The 17277-nt window shown below is 72.5% G+C and carries 14 protein-coding genes; 9 read left to right on the top strand and 5 right to left on the bottom strand.

The features are described from left to right. Positions 1 to 105 precede the first annotated feature (105 nt). Together JJJ15_RS03995 and JJJ15_RS04000 are read left to right on the top strand one after the other, a co-directional pair. Positions 106 to 1668: a sensor histidine kinase gene (locus JJJ15_RS03995; protein WP_200511523.1), complete on the top strand. Its 1563-nt coding sequence runs from the start codon at positions 106 to 108 to the stop codon at positions 1666 to 1668. After that, positions 1656 to 2303 carry a response regulator transcription factor gene (locus tag JJJ15_RS04000; protein ID WP_200511524.1) on the top strand — a complete coding sequence of 216 codons (648 nt, stop codon included), beginning with the start codon at positions 1656 to 1658 and terminating at the stop codon, positions 2301 to 2303. The genes JJJ15_RS03995 and JJJ15_RS04000 overlap by 13 nt, the downstream gene beginning before the upstream one ends. A 189-nt stretch (positions 2304 to 2492) precedes the next feature. Here the strand turns inward: JJJ15_RS04000 and JJJ15_RS04005 are convergent, their stop codons facing one another. Then, entirely contained in the window at positions 2493 to 3551 is a 1059-nt protein-coding gene (locus JJJ15_RS04005) for a sugar-binding domain-containing protein (RefSeq protein WP_200511923.1), read from the bottom strand. 495 nt (positions 3552 to 4046) lie between these two features. Between JJJ15_RS04005 and JJJ15_RS04010 the strand changes: the two genes are divergently transcribed. Then, entirely contained in the window at positions 4047 to 5816 is a 1770-nt protein-coding gene (locus JJJ15_RS04010; RefSeq protein ID WP_200511525.1) for a glycerol-3-phosphate dehydrogenase/oxidase, read from the top strand. A 352-nt stretch (positions 5817 to 6168) separates the two neighbouring features. Further along, positions 6169 to 7725 carry a glycerol kinase GlpK gene (gene glpK / locus JJJ15_RS04015; protein ID WP_200511526.1) on the top strand — a complete coding sequence of 519 codons (1557 nt, stop codon included), beginning with the start codon at positions 6169 to 6171 and terminating at the stop codon, positions 7723 to 7725. Positions 7726 to 7994: 269 nt separating this feature from the next. Here glpK and JJJ15_RS04020 read toward each other — a convergent pair whose 3' ends face one another. Further along, complete coding sequence (locus JJJ15_RS04020) at positions 7995 to 8261, bottom strand: HPr family phosphocarrier protein (RefSeq protein WP_200511527.1); 267 nt, start codon at positions 8259 to 8261, stop codon at positions 7995 to 7997. A 428-nt stretch (positions 8262 to 8689) separates the two neighbouring features. Between JJJ15_RS04020 and JJJ15_RS04025 the strand changes: the two genes are divergently transcribed. Beyond that, positions 8690 to 9472: an exonuclease domain-containing protein gene (locus JJJ15_RS04025; protein ID WP_200511528.1), complete on the top strand. Its 783-nt coding sequence runs from the start codon at positions 8690 to 8692 to the stop codon at positions 9470 to 9472. A 188-nt stretch (positions 9473 to 9660) separates the two neighbouring features. Here JJJ15_RS04025 and guaB read toward each other — a convergent pair whose 3' ends face one another. Further along, on the bottom strand, positions 9661 to 11199 hold the full coding sequence (gene guaB / locus JJJ15_RS04030; protein WP_200511529.1) for an IMP dehydrogenase: 1539 nt from the start codon (positions 11197 to 11199) through the stop codon (positions 9661 to 9663). Between the two features lie 363 nt (positions 11200 to 11562). Here guaB and JJJ15_RS04035 point away from each other — a divergent pair, with 363 nt between their 5' ends. Continuing rightward, positions 11563 to 11868, top strand: coding sequence for a WhiB family transcriptional regulator (locus JJJ15_RS04035; RefSeq protein WP_106110715.1), 306 nt, complete (start codon positions 11563 to 11565; stop codon positions 11866 to 11868). 184 nt (positions 11869 to 12052) lie between these two features. On the opposite strand, the gene groES is transcribed toward JJJ15_RS04035, so the two are convergent. Then, a complete protein-coding gene (gene groES / locus JJJ15_RS04040) occupies positions 12053 to 12349 on the bottom strand; it encodes a co-chaperone GroES (RefSeq protein ID WP_106109578.1) in 297 nt (98 codons plus the stop codon). A 417-nt stretch (positions 12350 to 12766) separates the two neighbouring features. Continuing rightward, the gene (locus JJJ15_RS04045) at positions 12767 to 13456 is read right to left on the bottom strand and encodes an ElyC/SanA/YdcF family protein (protein ID WP_106109579.1); all 690 of its coding nucleotides are present in this window, start codon (positions 13454 to 13456) and stop codon (positions 12767 to 12769) included. Positions 13457 to 13633: 177 nt separating this feature from the next. Here JJJ15_RS04045 and JJJ15_RS04050 point away from each other — a divergent pair, with 177 nt between their 5' ends. The 3 genes from JJJ15_RS04050 to JJJ15_RS04060 all read left to right on the top strand — a co-directional run bounded on the left by JJJ15_RS04050 (position 13634) and on the right by JJJ15_RS04060 (position 17233). Continuing rightward, the gene (locus tag JJJ15_RS04050) at positions 13634 to 14962 is read left to right on the top strand and encodes an SAM-dependent methyltransferase (protein WP_246742145.1); all 1329 of its coding nucleotides are present in this window, start codon (positions 13634 to 13636) and stop codon (positions 14960 to 14962) included. Between the two features lie 149 nt (positions 14963 to 15111). Beyond that, positions 15112 to 16302, top strand: a complete 1191-nt coding sequence (locus JJJ15_RS04055; RefSeq protein WP_200511531.1) for a glutamate--cysteine ligase — start codon at positions 15112 to 15114, stop codon at positions 16300 to 16302. Positions 16303 to 16552: 250 nt separating this feature from the next. Further along, complete coding sequence (locus tag JJJ15_RS04060; RefSeq protein WP_200511532.1) at positions 16553 to 17233, top strand: hypothetical protein; 681 nt, start codon at positions 16553 to 16555, stop codon at positions 17231 to 17233. Positions 17234 to 17277: the final 44 nt, after the last annotated feature.

Genomic DNA, 17277 nt, shown 5'->3' on the forward strand with positions numbered 1-17277 from the left:
AGGGCTGCGAGCCGACGGGGTTCACCCCGGTGTCGGGTTACCCCTACCAGGGTTGGCCTGCCAGTAGGATGGTGGCGACAGGCTCCGACCAGGAGGGTATGAGGTATGAGTACACCAGCACCCTCCCCCGAGGACGCCCCGCTCCAGGGCGCCGCGGCACCCACCACCTCTGTCACCGCCCCTGACGCCCTCCCGGATGCCGCCCCTGACGCCGACCTCGACGCCCTCCCTGACTCCCCCGCGGCCGACGGCACAGGCACCCAGGGAGGGGCCACTCAGCCCCCGACTCGTGCTGACTCCCCCGCGACCAGCAGCCCGGGCACCACGGGCGCCAGCTCGGGAGCCCCCGTCGGCGCCCCGGCACAGCCCGTGCCGCCAACCGGGCGGACGCCCGGCGAGCGCGGCACCTACTACCCGGCACGTCGGCAGACGACCGCGTACGCCGCCTACCTGCTGACGTCCTGGCCCATCCACCTGGGGTTCTTCCTGGTGGTCATCCTCCTGTGCTCCCTGGGGGCCGGACTGGCGATCCTGTGGATCGGCCTGCCGATGCTGGCAGGCGGCATCACGGTGGCTCGTCACGCGGCGTCCTGGCAGCGCCGGACCAGTGCCGACCTGACGGGGTATCCCGCCCCCGAGCAGGTCTACGCGCTACCGGACCCGCACGCCCCGCTCCCACAGCGTCTCCTGGTCCTCCTGCGCGACCCGCAGTCGTGGCGGGACGTGGTCTGGGTGCTCACCGGCTTCTTCGTCTCGGCGCTGACCTGGTGCCTGACCCTGGTGTGGCTGGCCGGGATCCTCGCCGTGCTGCACGGCCCGGTCACCCTGATCACGCGCCGGGCCCTCCTGCAGTTCGGGGTGTCGACCAGCAGCCTGGGCGATCTGCTCGGCGTACCCTACCCGGGCGCCTTCGACACCCTGCTGGGGATCGGCGTCGGCCTGTTCTTCCTGTTCAGCGCCCCCGCCGTCCTCAGGACGCTGGCCACCACGCAGCTGGCCTACGCCGAGAACATGCTCTGCCACCACGCCCGCGACCGCGAGCGGATCGACCGCCTGACGGCGTCGCGCACCTCGGCCCGCAACGCCGAGGCCTCGGCCCTGCGCCGCCTGGAGCGCGACCTGCACGACGGCCCCCAGCAGCGCCTGGTGCGGCTCAATATGGACCTGGCCCGGGCCCGGCGTCAGGCGGCCACCAACCCCGAGCGCGCCCAGGAGATTATCGACGGCGCCATGGCCCAGGCCCAGGAGACCCTTGACGAGCTGCGTCAGCTCTCGCGCGGCATCGCCCCGCCGGTGCTCGTGGACCGGGGCCTGCAGGCCGCTATCGCCGAGGCCGCGGCCCGCTCCGTCGTGCCGGTGACCGTCCACGCCGACCTGCCGACCGTCCCCGTGCACGCGGCCTCGGCGGCGTACTTCGTGGTGGCCGAGTCGCTGGTCAATATCAACAAGCACTCCCAGGCCTCGACGGCCACGGTCAGCGCCGAGGTGCGCGACGGCGTCCTGCACCTGGTCGTCGCCGACAACGGCGTCGGCGGGGCCAGTACGGCCAAGGGCCACGGCCTGGCCGGGCTGGTCGAGCGGCTTGACGGCGTGGACGGCTCCCTGTGTGTCTCCTCCCCCGTCGGGGGCCCGACGACCATCGAGGCGGTAATCCCGTGCGGATCCTGATCGCGGACGACTCGGTCCTGCTGCGCGAGGGCCTGGCCATGATCCTGGCCGACGACGGCCACGAGGTCATCGGCGAGGTCGGCACGGGCCCGGAGCTGGTGAGCCAGTGCCTGGCCCTGCGTCCCGACCTGACGATCAGCGACATCCGCATGCCGCCGTCGCACACCGACGAGGGCCTGCGCGCCTGCATGCGTATCCGCGCCCGGTGGCCGCAGGCCCCCATCCTGCTGCTGAGCCAGTACATTGTGCTCAGCTACGCCACCGACCTGCTGTCCTGCGGCTCGGGTCCCATTGGCTACCTGCTCAAGGACCGGGTCGCCGACCTGGACTCCTTCCTTGACGCCGTACAGCGGGTGGGCAACGGCGGGATGGTCCTGGACCCGGAGGTGGTGGCGCAGATGATGGGGCGCGGGCGCCGCGACGACCCGGTGGCCACCCTCACCCCGCGCGAGCGGGAGGTCCTCGAGCTCATGGCCCAGGGGCACACCAACTCGGCCATCGCCAGGCGCCTGGTGGTGACCGACGGGGCCGTGGAGAAGCACATCCAGCGGATCTTCGCCAAGCTGGGCCTGTACGCCAACGCCGACGTGCACCGGCGCGTGGTGGCCGTGCTCACCCTGCTGGGACTGTCCTAGGTATTCTGGCGTACTTCCGGCCGCCGGGGACGTACTCTGGCCGCCGGGGACGTACCTTAGTCATCGGGAACGTACCTTAGTCATCGGGAACGTACCTTAGTCATCGGGGACGTACTCGTAGGGTACGTCGGCGGCGGCTAAGGTACGTCGCCGCCGACCAGGAACCGGGAGCCAGAGCCAGGAAGACGCTCAGGAGGCCCGCTGGTGGGCGAGCTCCAGGACGGCGCGCGCCGTGGCGTCGTCGACCACCAGGTCCGTGGCCACCCGGGCCCGCAGCGCGGCCAGCAGCGCCCGGGCCTTTCCGGTCCCGGCCACCACGCACAGGCGCCGGGGGATGCGGGCGAGCTGGGCGGGCGTGGGACCCGTGGCCCGGGCGTTGAGGCTGATGTCACGCCAGGAGCCGTCACCGCGCAGCAGCACCGTGCACACGTCCCCCACTACCCGCTGACGGCGCAGCACGGCCCGGTCGGAGGCGCTGAGGTGCCCCCCGGCGTACACCTGGGAGGGCAGGGCCCCGTCCAGGGCGCCGACGCCGAACACCACCAGGCGCGCGCGGCGGGCCACTGCCAGGACCCGCCTGACCGAACGCTCGGACCACATGGCCTCACGGGTGGCCACGTGGTCGAAGAACGCCGGCACTGGGAAGGAGATGGTGCGCGCCCCCAGGGCGTCACGCATACGGGAGAGCACCTCGGTGGCGCTGGGGCCCTCGTGCACGGGGTCCGAGGCGCCATTGAGCTGGACCACGGTGAGCCCGGGCACCGGCCGGGAGGGCAGGACGGCGCTGACCTCTGACATGGTGGTCCCCCAGGCGACGCCGACCACCACGCCAGGCCCGACGCCGTCACGGCCGACGGGGTGCGCACCCTGCGACTCCAGCCCGACCTCGCCCTGCCCACCGGGGTGCGCGCCCTGCGCCCCCGGGCCGACGCCGTCACGGCCGGGGCGTGCCCTTGCCTGCTCGGCCAGGTCCGCCACCAGGTCCACCATGTGCGTGGCGGCCACGCCGGCGACCTGCTGGAGGCGGTGGATCTCCGTGGTGCCCTCACGCACCGGGACGACGCGGGCCCGTACCCCGAAGACCTGGGCCAGGTGGCCCTCCAGGGACCCGGCCCCGCCGGGCTGGACCAGGCTGATACGCACCACTCCCTGGGCGCGCGCCCGGGCCAGCAGCCGGGAGACGGTAGAGCGCGAGACCCCCAGGTGGCGGGCGATCACCTCCATGGTCTCGCCCTGGACGTAGTACATGGAGGCCGCCTCGTAGGCGCGCACGAGCCCCTCACCGCCCTGGGCGGGACCGCTCCCCCGCCCGGTGGGCCCGCCGGATAACCCGGGCTGGCCCGGCCCACCAGATCCCGCCACAGGCTCGTCACCGACCACGTCAGCCCCCTGTCGCCTCCTCGGCACGGCGCTCATCCTTGTCCCGTCTACCGGTTAAGGGTGCACGTCCGTGCAGCTGCCTTGCCCATCCTCTCATACCTGGGCGAGAGTGGATTCTGTCACCACGGGCCGGTCGCCGCCCGGCCCCGGCCAGGGGCCGCCGGAGCTGGCCAGCACGCAGGCCCACACCGCGGGCCCGGTACCGCCAGCCGGACCCACCACCGCAGGCCCCGCCACTGCGAGGCCCGCCACCAGCAGGCCCACCGTAGGCCGCGCCACCGGCAGGCCCACCACCGCGGGCCCGGTACCGCCAGCCGGGCCCGAGTACAACAACGTGTACAACCAGGAGCACCAGGAGCCACCATGCCGTCCTCCCAGCCCCCAGTGCGGGGCGCCGCACCCGCCCCCACCCAGGACACCGCGCTCAACGCCGCCCAGCGCACGCGCGCCCTGGCGGAGATGTCGTCGGCCGAGGGCCTGGACGTCCTGGTCGTCGGCGGCGGGGTCACCGGGGCCGGGATCGCCCTGGACGCCGCAGCCCGGGGCCTGCGCACCGGGATCGTGGAGATGGGCGACTGGGCCTCAGGCACCTCCTCGTGGTCCTCCAAGCTCATCCACGGCGGGCTGCGCTACCTCTACCAGCTCAACCTCGCCCTGGTCCACGAGTCCCTCACCGAGCGTGGCCGCCTGCTGACCACCACCGCCCCGCACCTGGTCAAGGCCCAGCCCTTCCTGTGGCCGCTCAGGCACCACTACGAGCGCTCCTACTCTGCCGTCGGCGTGGGCGCGTACGACGCCCTGGCCCTGGTCGGCGCCCGTGGCCGCAGGACCCTGCCGGTCCAGCGCCACCTGGGGCGCAGGGGCACCGCGGCCCTGGCCCCCGCCCTGGACACCAGCGGCCTGGCCGGGTCCATCCGCTTCTTCGACGCCCGGGTCGACGACGCCCGCCTGGTCATTGACCTGGTGCGCACCGCCGTCGGCCTGGGGGCCCTGGCCGCCAACCGCACCAGGGTCACCGGCTTCCTCACCGACGGGCGCGGCCACGTCCACGGGGCCCGCGTCACCGACCTGGCCACCGGTACCGAGCACGAGATCCACGCCAGGCACACCATTAGCGCCACCGGGGTGTGGACCGAGGAGGTCCAGGACCTGGCCAGCGCCGACGGGGGCCTGAAGGTCCTGGCCTCCAAGGGGATCCACGTCGTGGTGCCCAGGGAGGCCATTGACGCCCAGACCGGCGTCTTCCTGCGCACCGAGAAGTCCGTCCTGTTCATTATCCCCTGGCCTGAGTACTGGGTGATCGGCACCACCGACACCCCCTGGGACCTGGACGTCTCCAGGCCGGTGGCCACCGCCGCCGACGTCGACTACATCCTGGCGCACGCCAACTCCGTCCTGGCCCGCCCCATTACCCGGGACGACATTATCGGCGTCTACGCGGGCCTGCGCCCCCTGCTCCAGCCCAGGCTCAGACCGGGGGCGCAGGCGGCCTCCACCAAGGTCTCCCGCGAGCACACCGTCACCCGCGTGGTCCCGGGCCTGACCGCCATCGCCGGCGGCAAGCTGACCACCTACCGGGTCATGGCGGCCGACGCCGTGGACCACGCCCTGGGCGAGGCCCTGGCCCGCACCCACCCCTGCGCCACGGCCGACCTGCCCCTGGTGGGGGCCGCCGGCTACCGTGCCCTGGCGGCCCGGGCGGGGCGGATCGCCGCCGAGCGGGGCTGGAGGCTGGAGCGAGTCACCCACCTGCTGGACCGCTACGGGGACGAGACCCCGGCCCTGCTGGCCTCCATTGACGCCGCCGAGGACCCCTTGGCCCGCCTGGGTGAGCCGCTGGAGGCGGCCCCCGCCTACCTGCGCGCCGAGGTCGCCTGGGCCGTCACCCACGAGGGCGCCGAGCGCCTGGACGACGTCCTGCTGCGCCGTGTGCGCCTGGACGTCTCGCGGCGCGACCACGGCCTGGGCGCCGCCGACGAGATCCTCTCCGTCATGGCCCCCCTGCTGGGGTGGACCCGGCAGGAGGCGGCCGCCCAGAAGGAGGCCTACGCCCAGCGCGTGTCGGACATTACCGCCGCCGAGGCCGAGGTCACCGACGCCGCGGCCGTGGCCCACCTCAGGCAGCCCGTCTGAGGTGGGACCCGTACCGGGGCGGGGGGGCGACAGCAGGGCAGCCGGGGCCGACCGGGGGTGAGCGGCGACCCGCACCAGGGCGGGGGCGACGGTGCCCACCGCCGGGCCCTGGTGCCCACCGTCGTCCGCCACCGGTAGCGGGCACTGTCCTGGTCCGGACACCCTGCCGCCGGGCCCCGGTGCCTGCCCTACCGCCGTCCTGGTCCGGACGCCCCGTCGCCGGCCGCCCCGCCACTCGCCCTGCCGCCGGGCCCCCGGTCGTCCGCCCCGCTAGCCTCCCGCTAGCCTGTCCTGGTCCGCGCCCGATCGACCCGCCGCCGAGCCCGCTCACGACGCAGTGAAAGGACCGTCCATGAGCCCTGAGACCACCGGCAAGAAGTACGTCCTGGCCATTGACCAGGGGACCACCTCCTCGCGTGCCGTCCTGTTCGACCACGACGGCGGGATCGTCGCCGTGGACCAGAGGGAGCACGCCCAGATCCTCCCGCGCGCCGGGTGGGTGGAGCACGACCCGGTGGAGATCTGGGCCGCTATCCGCTCCGTCGTCGGCGGCGTGCTGGCCGCGGCCGAGGTCAACCGCCACGAGATCGCCGCCGTCGGCATGACCAACCAGCGCGAGAGCGTCGTCGTGTGGGACCGGCACACCGGCAGACCCGTCTACAACGTCATTGTCTGGCAGGACACCCGCACCCAGAGGATCTGCGACCGCCTGGCGGCCGCGGCGCCGGCACCGGACGGCTCCCCCGACTACGACCGCTACAGGGACCGCGTGGGCCTGAGCCTGGCCACCTACTTCTCCGGCCCCAAGGTGGCCTGGATCCTGGAGAACGTGGAGGGCGCCCGCGAGCGCGCCGAGGCCGGCGACCTGCTCATGGGGACCATGGACACCTGGGTGCTGTGGAACCTCACCGGCGGGACGGACGGCGGCGTGCACGCCACCGACGTCACCAACGCCTCGCGCACCATGCTCATGAACCTCGACACCCTGGACTGGAACACGCGGATCTGCGCGGACATGGGCATCCCCACCTCCATGCTGCCCGAGATCCGCCCCTCCTCGGGCGTGTTCGGGCTGGGCCGCAGGAACGGCCTGCTCATTGACACCCCGATCAGCGGGATCCTGGGCGACCAGCAGGCGGCCACCTTCGGCCAGGCCTGCTTTAAGGTGGGCCAGGCCAAGAACACCTACGGCACCGGCTGCTTCATGCTCATGAACACCGGCACCACCCCGGTGCGCAGCGACAACGGCCTGCTGACCACCGTGTGCTACCAGATCGAGGGCCAGGCCCCCGTCTACGCCCTGGAGGGCTCTATCGCGGTGGCCGGGTCGCTCGTGCAGTGGCTGCGCGACAACCTCGGCATGATCGCCGAGTCCCGGGACGTGGAGGCCCTGGCCCGCTCCGTGGACGACAACGGCGGGGCCTACTTCGTACCGGCCTTCTCCGGGCTGTTCGCCCCGCACTGGCGCCCCGACGCCCGCGGTGCCCTGGTGGGCCTGACCCGCTACGTCAACAAGGGGCACATCGCCCGGGCCGTGGAGGAGGCCACCGCCTACCAGACCCGTGAGGTGCTCGAGGCCATGAACGCCGACTCCGGGCAGGCCCTGACCGAGCTCAAGGTCGACGGCGGCATGACCCGCGACGAGCTGCTCATGCAGTTCCAGGCCGACCAGGTGGGCGTGCCCGTGGTGCGCCCCAAGGTTGTCGAGACCACGGCCCTGGGGGCCGCCTACGCCGCCGGCATCGCGGTGGGCTTCTGGTCGGGCACCCAGGACGTGGTGGACAACTGGGCCGAGGGCAGGCGCTGGGAGCCGGTCATGGAGGTCGCCGAGCGTGAGCGCCTCTTCCGCAACTGGGTCAAGGCCGTGGCCCGCACCCTGGACTGGGTGGACGACGACGTCGTGGAGTAGCCCCGCCCGCGCCCCGCGCTCCCACCCCATCCGCCCCCACTCGCCGAGAACGGTACTTATTCGCCGTGAGAACGGTACTTATTCCCCGCGAGAACGGTACTTGTTCGTGCTGAGAACGGTACTTGTTCGCCGTGAGAACGGGCGCGCCGCCCTAGCCCCTGCCGCCAGGGACCCGGCAGGAGGTGCCGGGACGCCGACGGCGGGGTACCAGCCGTGTCAGCTGGCACCCCGCCGTCGCGAGAGTGAGAGAGGTGAGCCCCGGTCGGGGATCAGGCGTCGAGGTCGGTCTCCAGGAGGGCCTTGAGCTCCTCCAGGGCGCCCTCAGAGCCAGCGGCGTCAGAGGCGAGGGTCACGACGTCGCCGAAGCCGGCGCCCAGGGTCATGACACCCAGGATGGAGGAGGCGTCAACGGGGGCGCCGCCCTCCTTGGCAATGGTGACGGGAACGCCCTTCTCGGCGACAGCCTTGACGAAGGTGGCGGCGGGACGGGCGTGGAGGCCGACCTTGGAGGCGATGGTGGCGGTGACCTGGGCCATGAGAGCTCCTTTAAGAGGATGGGGACGGCAGTGCGACGCCGTCAGACGCCACAGTGCCACATGACTGGGAGCAACCCGAGGGTTGCTTTGGGGCCACAGTACCGGACAATCGCCGTGCGCGCCGAGATCCTTTCGACCTGAGAGAAACATAGAAAGCGCTCCCCGTCACACCAACGACCCCCGGAGGCCGACCAACGAGCCCACCAGTATGGTCAGGGCCACACCGTGGGGGTCCTGCCGCCAGCACCCCACCGCTGGCCCCGTGAGCGGGGGCGTCCGCTCAGGCAGACGCACCTGACGGCGTGGGAAGGACCTGACCGTGAGCGGGGACATCCGGCCCGGCGTACCCGACGGACAGGCCGGGTAAGAGGCTGCCACCCGGGTAAGAGGCTGCCGCTGGTGTCGGCACCGGGTGCCATCCTGGCCCCATGAGCACCACCGAACCCGCCTCGCCCCGCCAATCTCGTCCCCGCGGACCTGAGGCCACCCGCCCCGCCTCCTGGGTCCAGGGGCCCCTGCTCGGCTTCGACACCGAGACCACGGGTGTGGACCCGAGCCAGGACCGCCTGGTCACCGCCGCCCTGGTCTGGCGCGGCCCGCGCCGGGCCGACGGCCCACGTGCCCAGAAGGTGCGGACCTGGCTGGCGGATCCGGGGGTCGAGATCCCCGAGGCCGCCACCGCCGTCCACGGCATCTCCACGGCGCAGGCCCGCGCCCAGGGGCGCAAGATCTCCGAGGTCCTGGAAGAGGTCGCCGCGGTCCTGGCGCGGGCAATGTCGGCGGGGACGCCGGTGGTGGCCTTCAACGGCTCCTACGACCTGACCCTCATGGAGGCCGAGCTGGACCGCCACGGCCTGCCCACGCTGCGCCAGCGCCTGGGCCGGGACCTGGGGCCCGTGGTGGACCCGCTGGTCCTGGACCGGATGGTGGACCGCTTCCGCAAGGGCAAGCGCCGCCTGGGGGACCTGACCGAGGTCTACGGGGTGAGGGTCGCCAGCAGCCTGCACACGGCCGAGGTGGACGTGGAGGCCACCCTGGACGTCCTGGAGGCCATGGTGGACGCCCACCCCCAGCTGGCGGACCTGCCCCGGGAGGATCTGGTCAGCACCCAGGCCCAGGCCCACCGGAAGTGGGCGGAGTCCTTCAACCGCTGGCTGGCTCGCCAGGACCCGGGCCGACCGGGTGCCAGCCTGTCCTGGCCCCTGCCGTAGTAGAGGCCGCGTGCCCTGGCCGGCCCCGCGCTAACGCACCCCAGCAGGCCCCGGCAGGCCCCGCAGTACTCCCGCCAGCCCCCTGGTAGCACCCCGGCGGCCCGGTAGCGCACCCGACCAGCCCCTGCGGTAGCGCCCCAAACCGGCCCCGGTAGCACCCCCGGCGAGGGCACCGGGTGCTGCCCGCCTCAGCGCCCCTCGCCGCGCCCGGAGTAGTTGGGCGCCTCCACGGTCATCTTGACGTCGTGGGGGTGGGACTCCTTGAGGCCAGCCGCCGTAATGCGCACGAACCGCCCCCGCTCCTTGAGCTCGCCCACGGTGCGGGCGCCCACGTAGAACATGGACTGGTGCAGCCCGCCAGCCAGCTGGTAGACGACGTCGGCCAGGGAGCCGGAGTAGGGGACCTGCCCCTCAATGCCCTCGGGCACGATCTTGGAGTCAGTGGACACGTCGGCCTGGAAGTAGCGGTCCTTGGAGTAGGAGGCGCGTCCGCGCGAGCTCATGGCCCCCAGCGAGCCCATACCGCGGTAGCGCTTCCACTGCTTGCCGTTGACGAAGACCAGGTCGCCGGGGGACTCGGTGCAGCCCGCCAGCAGGGAGCCCAGCATGACCGTGTCCGCCCCGGCCACCAGGGCCTTGGCAATGTCGCCGGAGTACTGCAGGCCGCCGTCGGCAATGAGCGGCACGCCCGCGGGGGCGCAGGCCAGTGAGGCCTCGTAGACGGCCGTCACCTGGGGCACGCCCACGCCGGCCACCACCCGGGTGGTGCAGATGGAGCCCGGCCCCACGCCGACCTTGACGGCGTCCACCCCGGCGTCGACGAGCGCCTGGGCGCCCTCGCGGGTGGCCACGTTGCCGCCCACGACCTGGACCCGGCTGAAGGCGGGGTCGGACTTGAGGCGGGAGATCATCTCCAGGGCCAGGCGCGCCCCGCCGTTGGCGGTGTCCACCACGAGCACGTCCACCCCGGCCTCGGCCAGGGCGCCGGCCCGCTGCCAGGTGTCACCCCAGTAGCCGACGGCGGCGCCCACCACCAGGCGCCCCTCGGCGTCCTTGGTGGCGTGGGGGTACTGCTCGGTCTTGACGAAGTCCTTGACCGTGATCAGGCCGGTCAGGTGCCCGGCGGCGTCGATCAGCGGGAGCTTCTCGACCCGGTGGGCGGCCAGGAGGGCCTTGGCGTCCTGGCGGGAGATGCCGGTGGAGCCGGTGACCAGGCGCTCGCGCGGGGTCATGTAGTCACGCACGCGGGCGGTGGGCCACAGCTCACCGGGGACGAAGCGCAGGTCACGGTTGGTAATGATCCCCACCAGGGCGCCGCCCTCGTCCACCACCGGCAGGCCGGAGATCTTGTAGTGGCCGCAGATCCTGTCCATCTGGGCCAGGGTGGCGTCAGGGTCCACGGTCACCGGGTCGGTGATCATGCCGGACTCCGATCGCTTGACGCGACGCACCTGGTCAGCCTGGTCCTCAATGGGCAGGTTGCGGTGGAGGACGCCCATTCCGCCCTGACGTGCCATGGCGATAGCCATCTCGGACTCGGTGACCGTGTCCATGGCCGCGCTGACCAGCGGGACGTCCAGTGAGATCGTCCTGGTCAGGCGGGAGACCGTGTCCACCTCCGAGGGGATGACGTCGGTGAGCCGTGGGAGCAGCAGGACGTCGTCATAGGTCAGTCCGGTCGGGGCAAAGAGGTCCGAGTTGGTGATCGAGTCGCTCACAGCACGCATCGTAGGGTGACGGTGCCGGGGACGCACCCTGAGCCCGACCGTCGTCGGGGCCCGCACCAGCCGTCCCGGTCCATCGCCCAGGAGGGGCAAGCCTAGTGTCCCGCTCCCGGCCCGTCCTGCCACCAGGGCCCTAAAACCTCCCCATAACGTGCCCACAACCAATTAAACGGTTGGACTCGCAATCGTAACTCATATTGTGAAGACGACCACTGGGGCGCCCTTGACCTGCGGGTTTTCCGGAAGGTCATTATTAAACTCTCGGAAAACATCTGTCAAACCTTGTCCCAACAGTTCGGGCCACCTATCATTATAAACAGGCGCATGTGCGACACCTGCACGATAGGCGTCTATCGGAGGGACACGATGACGGAGAACTCACGGCTTCCAGGCCCGATCTCCGCTCTGTGGGAGTGGCAGTACGATGGCGCCTGCCTGGGGATGGACTCCTCCCTCTTCTTTCACCCTGAGGGCGAGCGAGGCTCATCGCGTCGCCGTCGGGACGAGGGCGCCAAGCTGATCTGCGGCACCTGCCCGGTTGTTGAGCAGTGCCGCGCGCACGCTCTGCGTACGCGCGAACCCTACGGAGTCTGGGGAGGTATGACAGAGGAGGAGCGTCGGGAGTGGCTCGACGCGGAGTCCCGCAGGCGCCGCCGAAGCGTGGGCGCCTGAGGGCAGCACGATCCCGGCCTGCGACCAGGCCGGGGTCGTGCGCGGGCTTGTGCGCCCACGCGAGCGGGCCAGGGCCCCGACAGACACGACCCGCCCCTGACAGACACGGCCCGCCCCCGAGAAGGTCCTTCTCGGAGGCGGGCTGGTAGCTACCGGGCACCGGGGCGCGGTGCCGGCGAGGTCCTCAGCGGGTGATGACGGCCAGGACGTCGCGGGCGGAGAGGATGAGGTAGTCCTCACCGTCGTACTTGACCTCGGTACCGCCGTACTTGGAGTAGATGACGACGTCGCCCTCGGCGACGTCCACCGGGACGCGGTTGCCCTTGTCGTCCACGCGGCCCGGGCCCACGGCCACGACCTTGCCCTCCTGGGGCTTCTCCTTGGCGGTGTCCGGGATGACCAGACCGGACGCGGTGGTCTGCTCGGCCTCGACCGTCTGGACGACGATGCGGTCCTCCAGCGGCTTGATGGAGATCGACATTGCGGACCTCCCCTTCTCGCTTCTCAGCGTGCAGTAGAACGGCTTATTCGCCCTCCGCCGGGTGCGTCCGGCCGCCGTCGCGGGGGTCGGCCTGACGCTGGTGGAGCGCGAGTCGCAGGGCGCGTCCCGGACGTCCGCACATCCTGGCCACGCGCCTGCGCCTGCGCAGAATCTACGACGGCGTTAGCACTCAGTCAATGCGAGTGCCAACCACGGGGTGCGGTTTCGCCCGTGGCGTCACCACCCTCGTAACCGGTGAGACCCGGCACACCAGGGCAGTCACCCGGCTGGCCCCGGCACGGGCGGCTCGGCGGCTTCGTCGAGCTCACCCGGCTGGCCCCGGTACGGTCGGCGCTCCCGGTACGGCGTCGGCCGCTCCCTCACCGGCGCCGCGAGCCAGGGCCGGGCACCAGGCCGTCACGAGACCGACGGGCGCTGCGAGCGGGTCCAGGCCCTGGCCTCATCGACCGTGACCTCACGGTCCCCCAGGATGGGCTGACGGTCGCTGACCACGTCCCAGGCCGCCTTCATGGCCGCCACCCGCTCACGCAGCCAGCTGCGCCACCACGAGCGGGTCCCCGAGACGGTCTCGGCGTCCACCACGCCGCGGGCGTCGACCCCCACGGCCCGGCACACCGCCACGGCCCGGGGGGCGTGGAAGTCCTGGGTGACCATAATCGCCTGGTCCACGCCGAAGATCCGGTGGGCTCGCACGCAGGTGTCATAGGTGTCCAGCCCCGCGTAGTCCAGGGCGATCGCCTCGGGCGGCACCCCCTGCTCAATGAGGTAGGCCCTCATGGCCACCGGCTCGTTGTAGGTCATCTCGGAGTTGTCCCCCGAGACCAGGACCGCCTCGACCCGTCCGGAGGCGTACAGGCTCACCGCGGTGTCCAGTCGGCGGCGCAGGACGGTGGAGGGCGTCCCGTCGGCGTACACGGAGGCACCCAGCACGACGGCCACCGGGGCGGTCGACGTGTCACTGGGCGACCCCAGGGTCCTAATGCGTCCGTGGCTGAGGTGCCAGATCCACAGGTTCGGCCCCAGGACCACCGTCAACAGCACCAGGAGCACCAGCAGGACCGTGACCCGACGGACTCGTTTCCCCATGCCTCCTCCTCCTTCCCCACCGGCGGCACGGTGAGCCAGCCAGAGCCGACCCAGGGCGTCACTGTAGCCCTTGGAAGGTGACAGGACGCTGGGAACACCCGGAACGTCATGGGACACACACCCGGCCCCGCGCGAGCCGGGACGTGTCAGAGCCGAGGCCGTGGAATGATCACGGAGGTGACCGCCACGCAGGACGCCCTCGCCCCGCTGCTCACCCCCGCCGGGTGGGCGCTGCTCGCCACCCTGCCGCCCTACCGGCAGGACGAGGCCCTGGCGCTCGGTGAGCGCCTGCGCGCCCAGGGGCACTCCCCCGACCTGGTGGCCGCGGCCCTGACCCAGCAGCGCCTGCGCGCCCGGGCGGCGGCCAAGTTCGGCCCCTTCGCCTCCACCATGCTCTTCACCTCCGACGGCCTGGAGCAGGCCACCCGCCTGGCGGTCGCGGCCCACCACGCCGCCCGCTACCAGCGCGCCGGGACCACCCGGGTCGCGGACCTGGGCTGCGGGATCGGGGGAGACGCCCTGGCCCTGGCCGGCCTGGGCCTGGGCGTCCTGGCCGTGGAGAGGGACGAGGCGACGGCGGCCCTGGCCACGGTCAACCTCATGCGCTTCCCGGAGGTCACGGTCCGCTGCGCCGACGCCCGGGAGGTGGACCTGGTCGCCGAGGGGGTGGACGGCGTCTTCGCCGATCCCGCCCGGCGCTCCGGCGGACGGCGGCTGACCGACCCCGAGCAGTGGTCCCCGCCCCTGAGCACGGTCCTGGCGTGGCGCGAGCAGGTGCCCGCCCTGGGGGTGAAGGCCGCCCCCGGCATCGACCACGCCCTCCTGCCCGCCGACGCCCACGTCCAGTGGGTCAGCGTCGACGGCGGCGTCCTGGAAGCGGACATCTGGTGCGGCCCCCTGGCCCTCGAGGGCCCCGGCCGCTCCGCCCTGGTCCTGCGCAGCGCGCCCGCCGCCACCAGCGGGGCGGGTACCAGCGGGGACGGCCCGGACGCCGTCGCCCGCCCCGCCGTCGCCCGCCTGAGCGACCCGGAGTGCACCGACCCCACTACCCCGCCGCTCCAGCTGCCCCCGATCGCGGGGCAGGAGGAGCTCGGCGAGTACGTCCTGGAGCCCGACGGCGCCGCCATCCGCGCCGGGCTGGTGGCCCACCTGGCCTCCCGCGCCGGGGCCACCCCCCTGGCACCCCGGATCGCCTACCTCACCGGCCCCCGCCTGCCCGGGACGGACCTGGCCCCCTTCCTGCGCGCCTGGCGGGTGCGCGAGGTGCTCCCGCTGCACCTCAAGGCGCTGAGGGCCCGGGTGCGCGAGCAGGGGATCGGCCGCCTGGAGATCCACCGGCGGGGGGTGGACGTCTCCCCCGACGCCCTGCGCGCCTCCCTGCACCTGGAGGGCCAGGCCTGCGAGACCTGGCTCCTGACCCGGCTGGGTCCCGGCGGGCCGGACCCCCGGGACCGGGGACCGCGGGGAGCCGTCCTGGTGGTCGACCCCGTCCCCATGACCTCCTGAGCCGCCCGGAGCCCGACTGAGCCGCCCGGCCACCCCGCCGTCAGCAGGTAGGCCCCCTCCTGAGCCGCCTGCCCCGGGGCCCGGACAGTCGTCCTTGTCAGACCGTTGCACGTGAAACCGGCAGCCTCACCGACTGAATCGAGGGATCCATGACCCGCCCCCGCACCGGTACCCACCGTCAGCCGCTCCCGTTCGCGCTCTCGGCGCGCTCCACCCTGGGGGTGGAGTGGGAGCTAATGCTCATTGACCGCGACAGCCTGGACCTGCGCCAGTGCGCTGCCGAGATCCTGCGCGTCGCGAGCCAGAGCCCCTTCGTCCACGGCGAGATGATGCTCAACACGGTCGAGGTGGTCTCCGGGGCACGCGAGCGCGTGGCCCAGTGCATGGAGGACCTCACCGCGGCCCTCAACCACCTGCTGCCCGTCACCGAGCCGCTGCGCGTCGACCTGACCAGCGCTGGCACCCACCCCTTCGCCGACCCGCTGGTACAGAAGGTGACCGACGCCGAGCGCTACGCGCGCCTGGTGGACCGCACCCGCCTGTGGGGCCACCAGATGCTCATCTTCGGTACCCACGTGCACGTCGGCGTCGAGAGGCGCGCCAAGGTCCTGCCGATCCTCAGGGCCCTGCTCACCCGCACCGCCCACCTGCAGTGCCTCAGCGCCTCCTCGCCCTTCTGGTCCGGGCAGGACACCGGCTACGCCGACAACCGGGCCATGATGTTCCAGCAGCTGCCCACTGCCGGCGCCCCCGAGCAGCTGGACACCTGGGAGGAGCTGGAGGCCTACGCCGGGGACATGGTCCACACCGGCGTCATCAGGGACTTCACCGAGGTCCGCTGGGACGTGCGCCCCTCCCCGCGCCTGGGCACCATCGAGGTACGGGCCTGCGACGCCGCCACCAACCTCACCGAGCTCGCCGGCGTCGCCGCCCTGACCCAGTGCCTGGTGGAGTCCTTCTCCCGGGCCCTGGACCGCGGGGAGGAGCTCGACGCCATGCCTGACTGGTACGTGGCCGAGAACAAGTGGCGCTCGGCCCGCTACGGCATGGAGGCCATCCTCATTACCAACTCCGCCGGTGACGAGGAGCTCGTCACCGACACCGTGGCCAGGATGCTCACCGAGCTCGAGCCGGTCGCCTCCGACCTGGGCTGCCTGACCGAGCTCGAGGGCGTACGCGCCACGCTCGACGCCGGGGCCTCCTACCAGCGCCAGCTCGCCGCCGTCGGGGCCGCCGGGGGCTGCAAGGAGGCGGCGGTACGCCTCCTGCTGGCCGAGACACGTGCGGGACGGCCCCTGCACCCCACCCAGGTGCTGGCCCTGGCCTCGTCGTCCACCTGACTCGTCGTCCACCTGAACGGCCCGGGTGCGGCCCGCAGACTTAAGGAGCCGCTGCCGTCCAGGTCCAGGCGGTCCAGGACCTGACCGTGCACCCCGCAGGCTTAAGGAGTCGCTCGCGCAGACGGGGATCGGGTCACTCGCGGCCTGCACGGCTCCTTTCGCTACGGCAGCCCGCTCCCCGCTACGGCAACCCGCCCTCCCGCCGCGGCAACCCGCGGCCTGCACGCCGCCGACCGTCTACTGTGGTGCCATGGCGACGCCACCGTCCTCCCAGCTCACGCCCTACCCGTGGCAGCCCGGTCCGGCTGGCTGGCTCGTCCTGGACGCCGGGAGGAGTACCCGCCGCGCGCTGGGGCTGGTCCTCATCGTCGTCCTGCTCATGCTCCTGGTCCCCGTCCTGTTCATGCTGTTCTGGGTCGTGGTATCCACCGGTACGGACAAGCCCTTGGGCGGCGGGCTGGGCCTCGGCGTGTTCGCGGCCGCCCTCGCGCTGCCCCTGGGGCTGTGCATATGGGCTATGACCCGGGCCGGGACGCCGCCGACCGTGGTCGACGCCCAGGGACTGCACCTGAACCAGCCGGGCGCACCCGTCCAGACCATCCCCCGGTCCCAGGCACACGGCCACGTGGCGGTCAAGACGGTCACGCAGTACGTGCCCAGCGCGGTCGGCACGCCGTCCATGGCCTTTGTGTGCCTGGCGTTCGACGACGGGGAGATCCCCCTGCCGGGTACCATGCTCAGCTCCCCCACCCCCTACGCCATTAGCCAGCAGTCCTACGTCACCGCCCTGAGGGTCCTGGCCTACGACCCCTGGCACCAGGAGGCGCCCCTGACGCTGACTGAGCAGACCTACACACCCTGGGTACCCACCAGCACCTACTACCACCACCCCTACCACTACCCTTACCACTATCCTCACCCGTTCACGTAAGAAGACGTCCTCCGGCCGGGGCTGCTGCGTGGTGGGCCGAAAGC

The organism is Actinomyces sp. HMT897 (assembly GCF_016626125.1).
Taxonomy (GTDB): Bacteria; Actinomycetota; Actinomycetes; order Actinomycetales; family Actinomycetaceae; genus Actinomyces.

Excerpts from the sequence above, each read along its gene's own strand:
- JJJ15_RS03995 (WP_200511523.1), top strand. The coding sequence starts at position 106 with ATGAGTACACCAGCACCCTCCCCCGAGGACGCCCCGCTCCAGGGCGCC.
- JJJ15_RS04005 (WP_200511923.1), bottom strand. The coding sequence starts at position 3,551 with ATGTACTACGTCCAGGGCGAGACCATGGAGGTGATCGCCCGCCACCTG.
- JJJ15_RS04010 (WP_200511525.1), top strand. The coding sequence starts at position 4,047 with ATGCCGTCCTCCCAGCCCCCAGTGCGGGGCGCCGCACCCGCCCCCACC.
- glpK (WP_200511526.1), top strand. The coding sequence starts at position 6,169 with ATGAGCCCTGAGACCACCGGCAAGAAGTACGTCCTGGCCATTGACCAG.
- JJJ15_RS04020 (WP_200511527.1), bottom strand. The coding sequence starts at position 8,261 with ATGGCCCAGGTCACCGCCACCATCGCCTCCAAGGTCGGCCTCCACGCC.
- JJJ15_RS04025 (WP_200511528.1), top strand. The coding sequence starts at position 8,690 with ATGAGCACCACCGAACCCGCCTCGCCCCGCCAATCTCGTCCCCGCGGA.
- guaB (WP_200511529.1), bottom strand. The coding sequence starts at position 11,199 with ATGCGTGCTGTGAGCGACTCGATCACCAACTCGGACCTCTTTGCCCCG.
- JJJ15_RS04035 (WP_106110715.1), top strand. The coding sequence starts at position 11,563 with ATGACGGAGAACTCACGGCTTCCAGGCCCGATCTCCGCTCTGTGGGAG.
- groES (WP_106109578.1), bottom strand. The coding sequence starts at position 12,349 with ATGTCGATCTCCATCAAGCCGCTGGAGGACCGCATCGTCGTCCAGACG.
- JJJ15_RS04045 (WP_106109579.1), bottom strand. The coding sequence starts at position 13,456 with ATGGGGAAACGAGTCCGTCGGGTCACGGTCCTGCTGGTGCTCCTGGTG.
- JJJ15_RS04055 (WP_200511531.1), top strand. The coding sequence starts at position 15,112 with ATGACCCGCCCCCGCACCGGTACCCACCGTCAGCCGCTCCCGTTCGCG.
- JJJ15_RS04060 (WP_200511532.1), top strand. The coding sequence starts at position 16,553 with ATGGCGACGCCACCGTCCTCCCAGCTCACGCCCTACCCGTGGCAGCCC.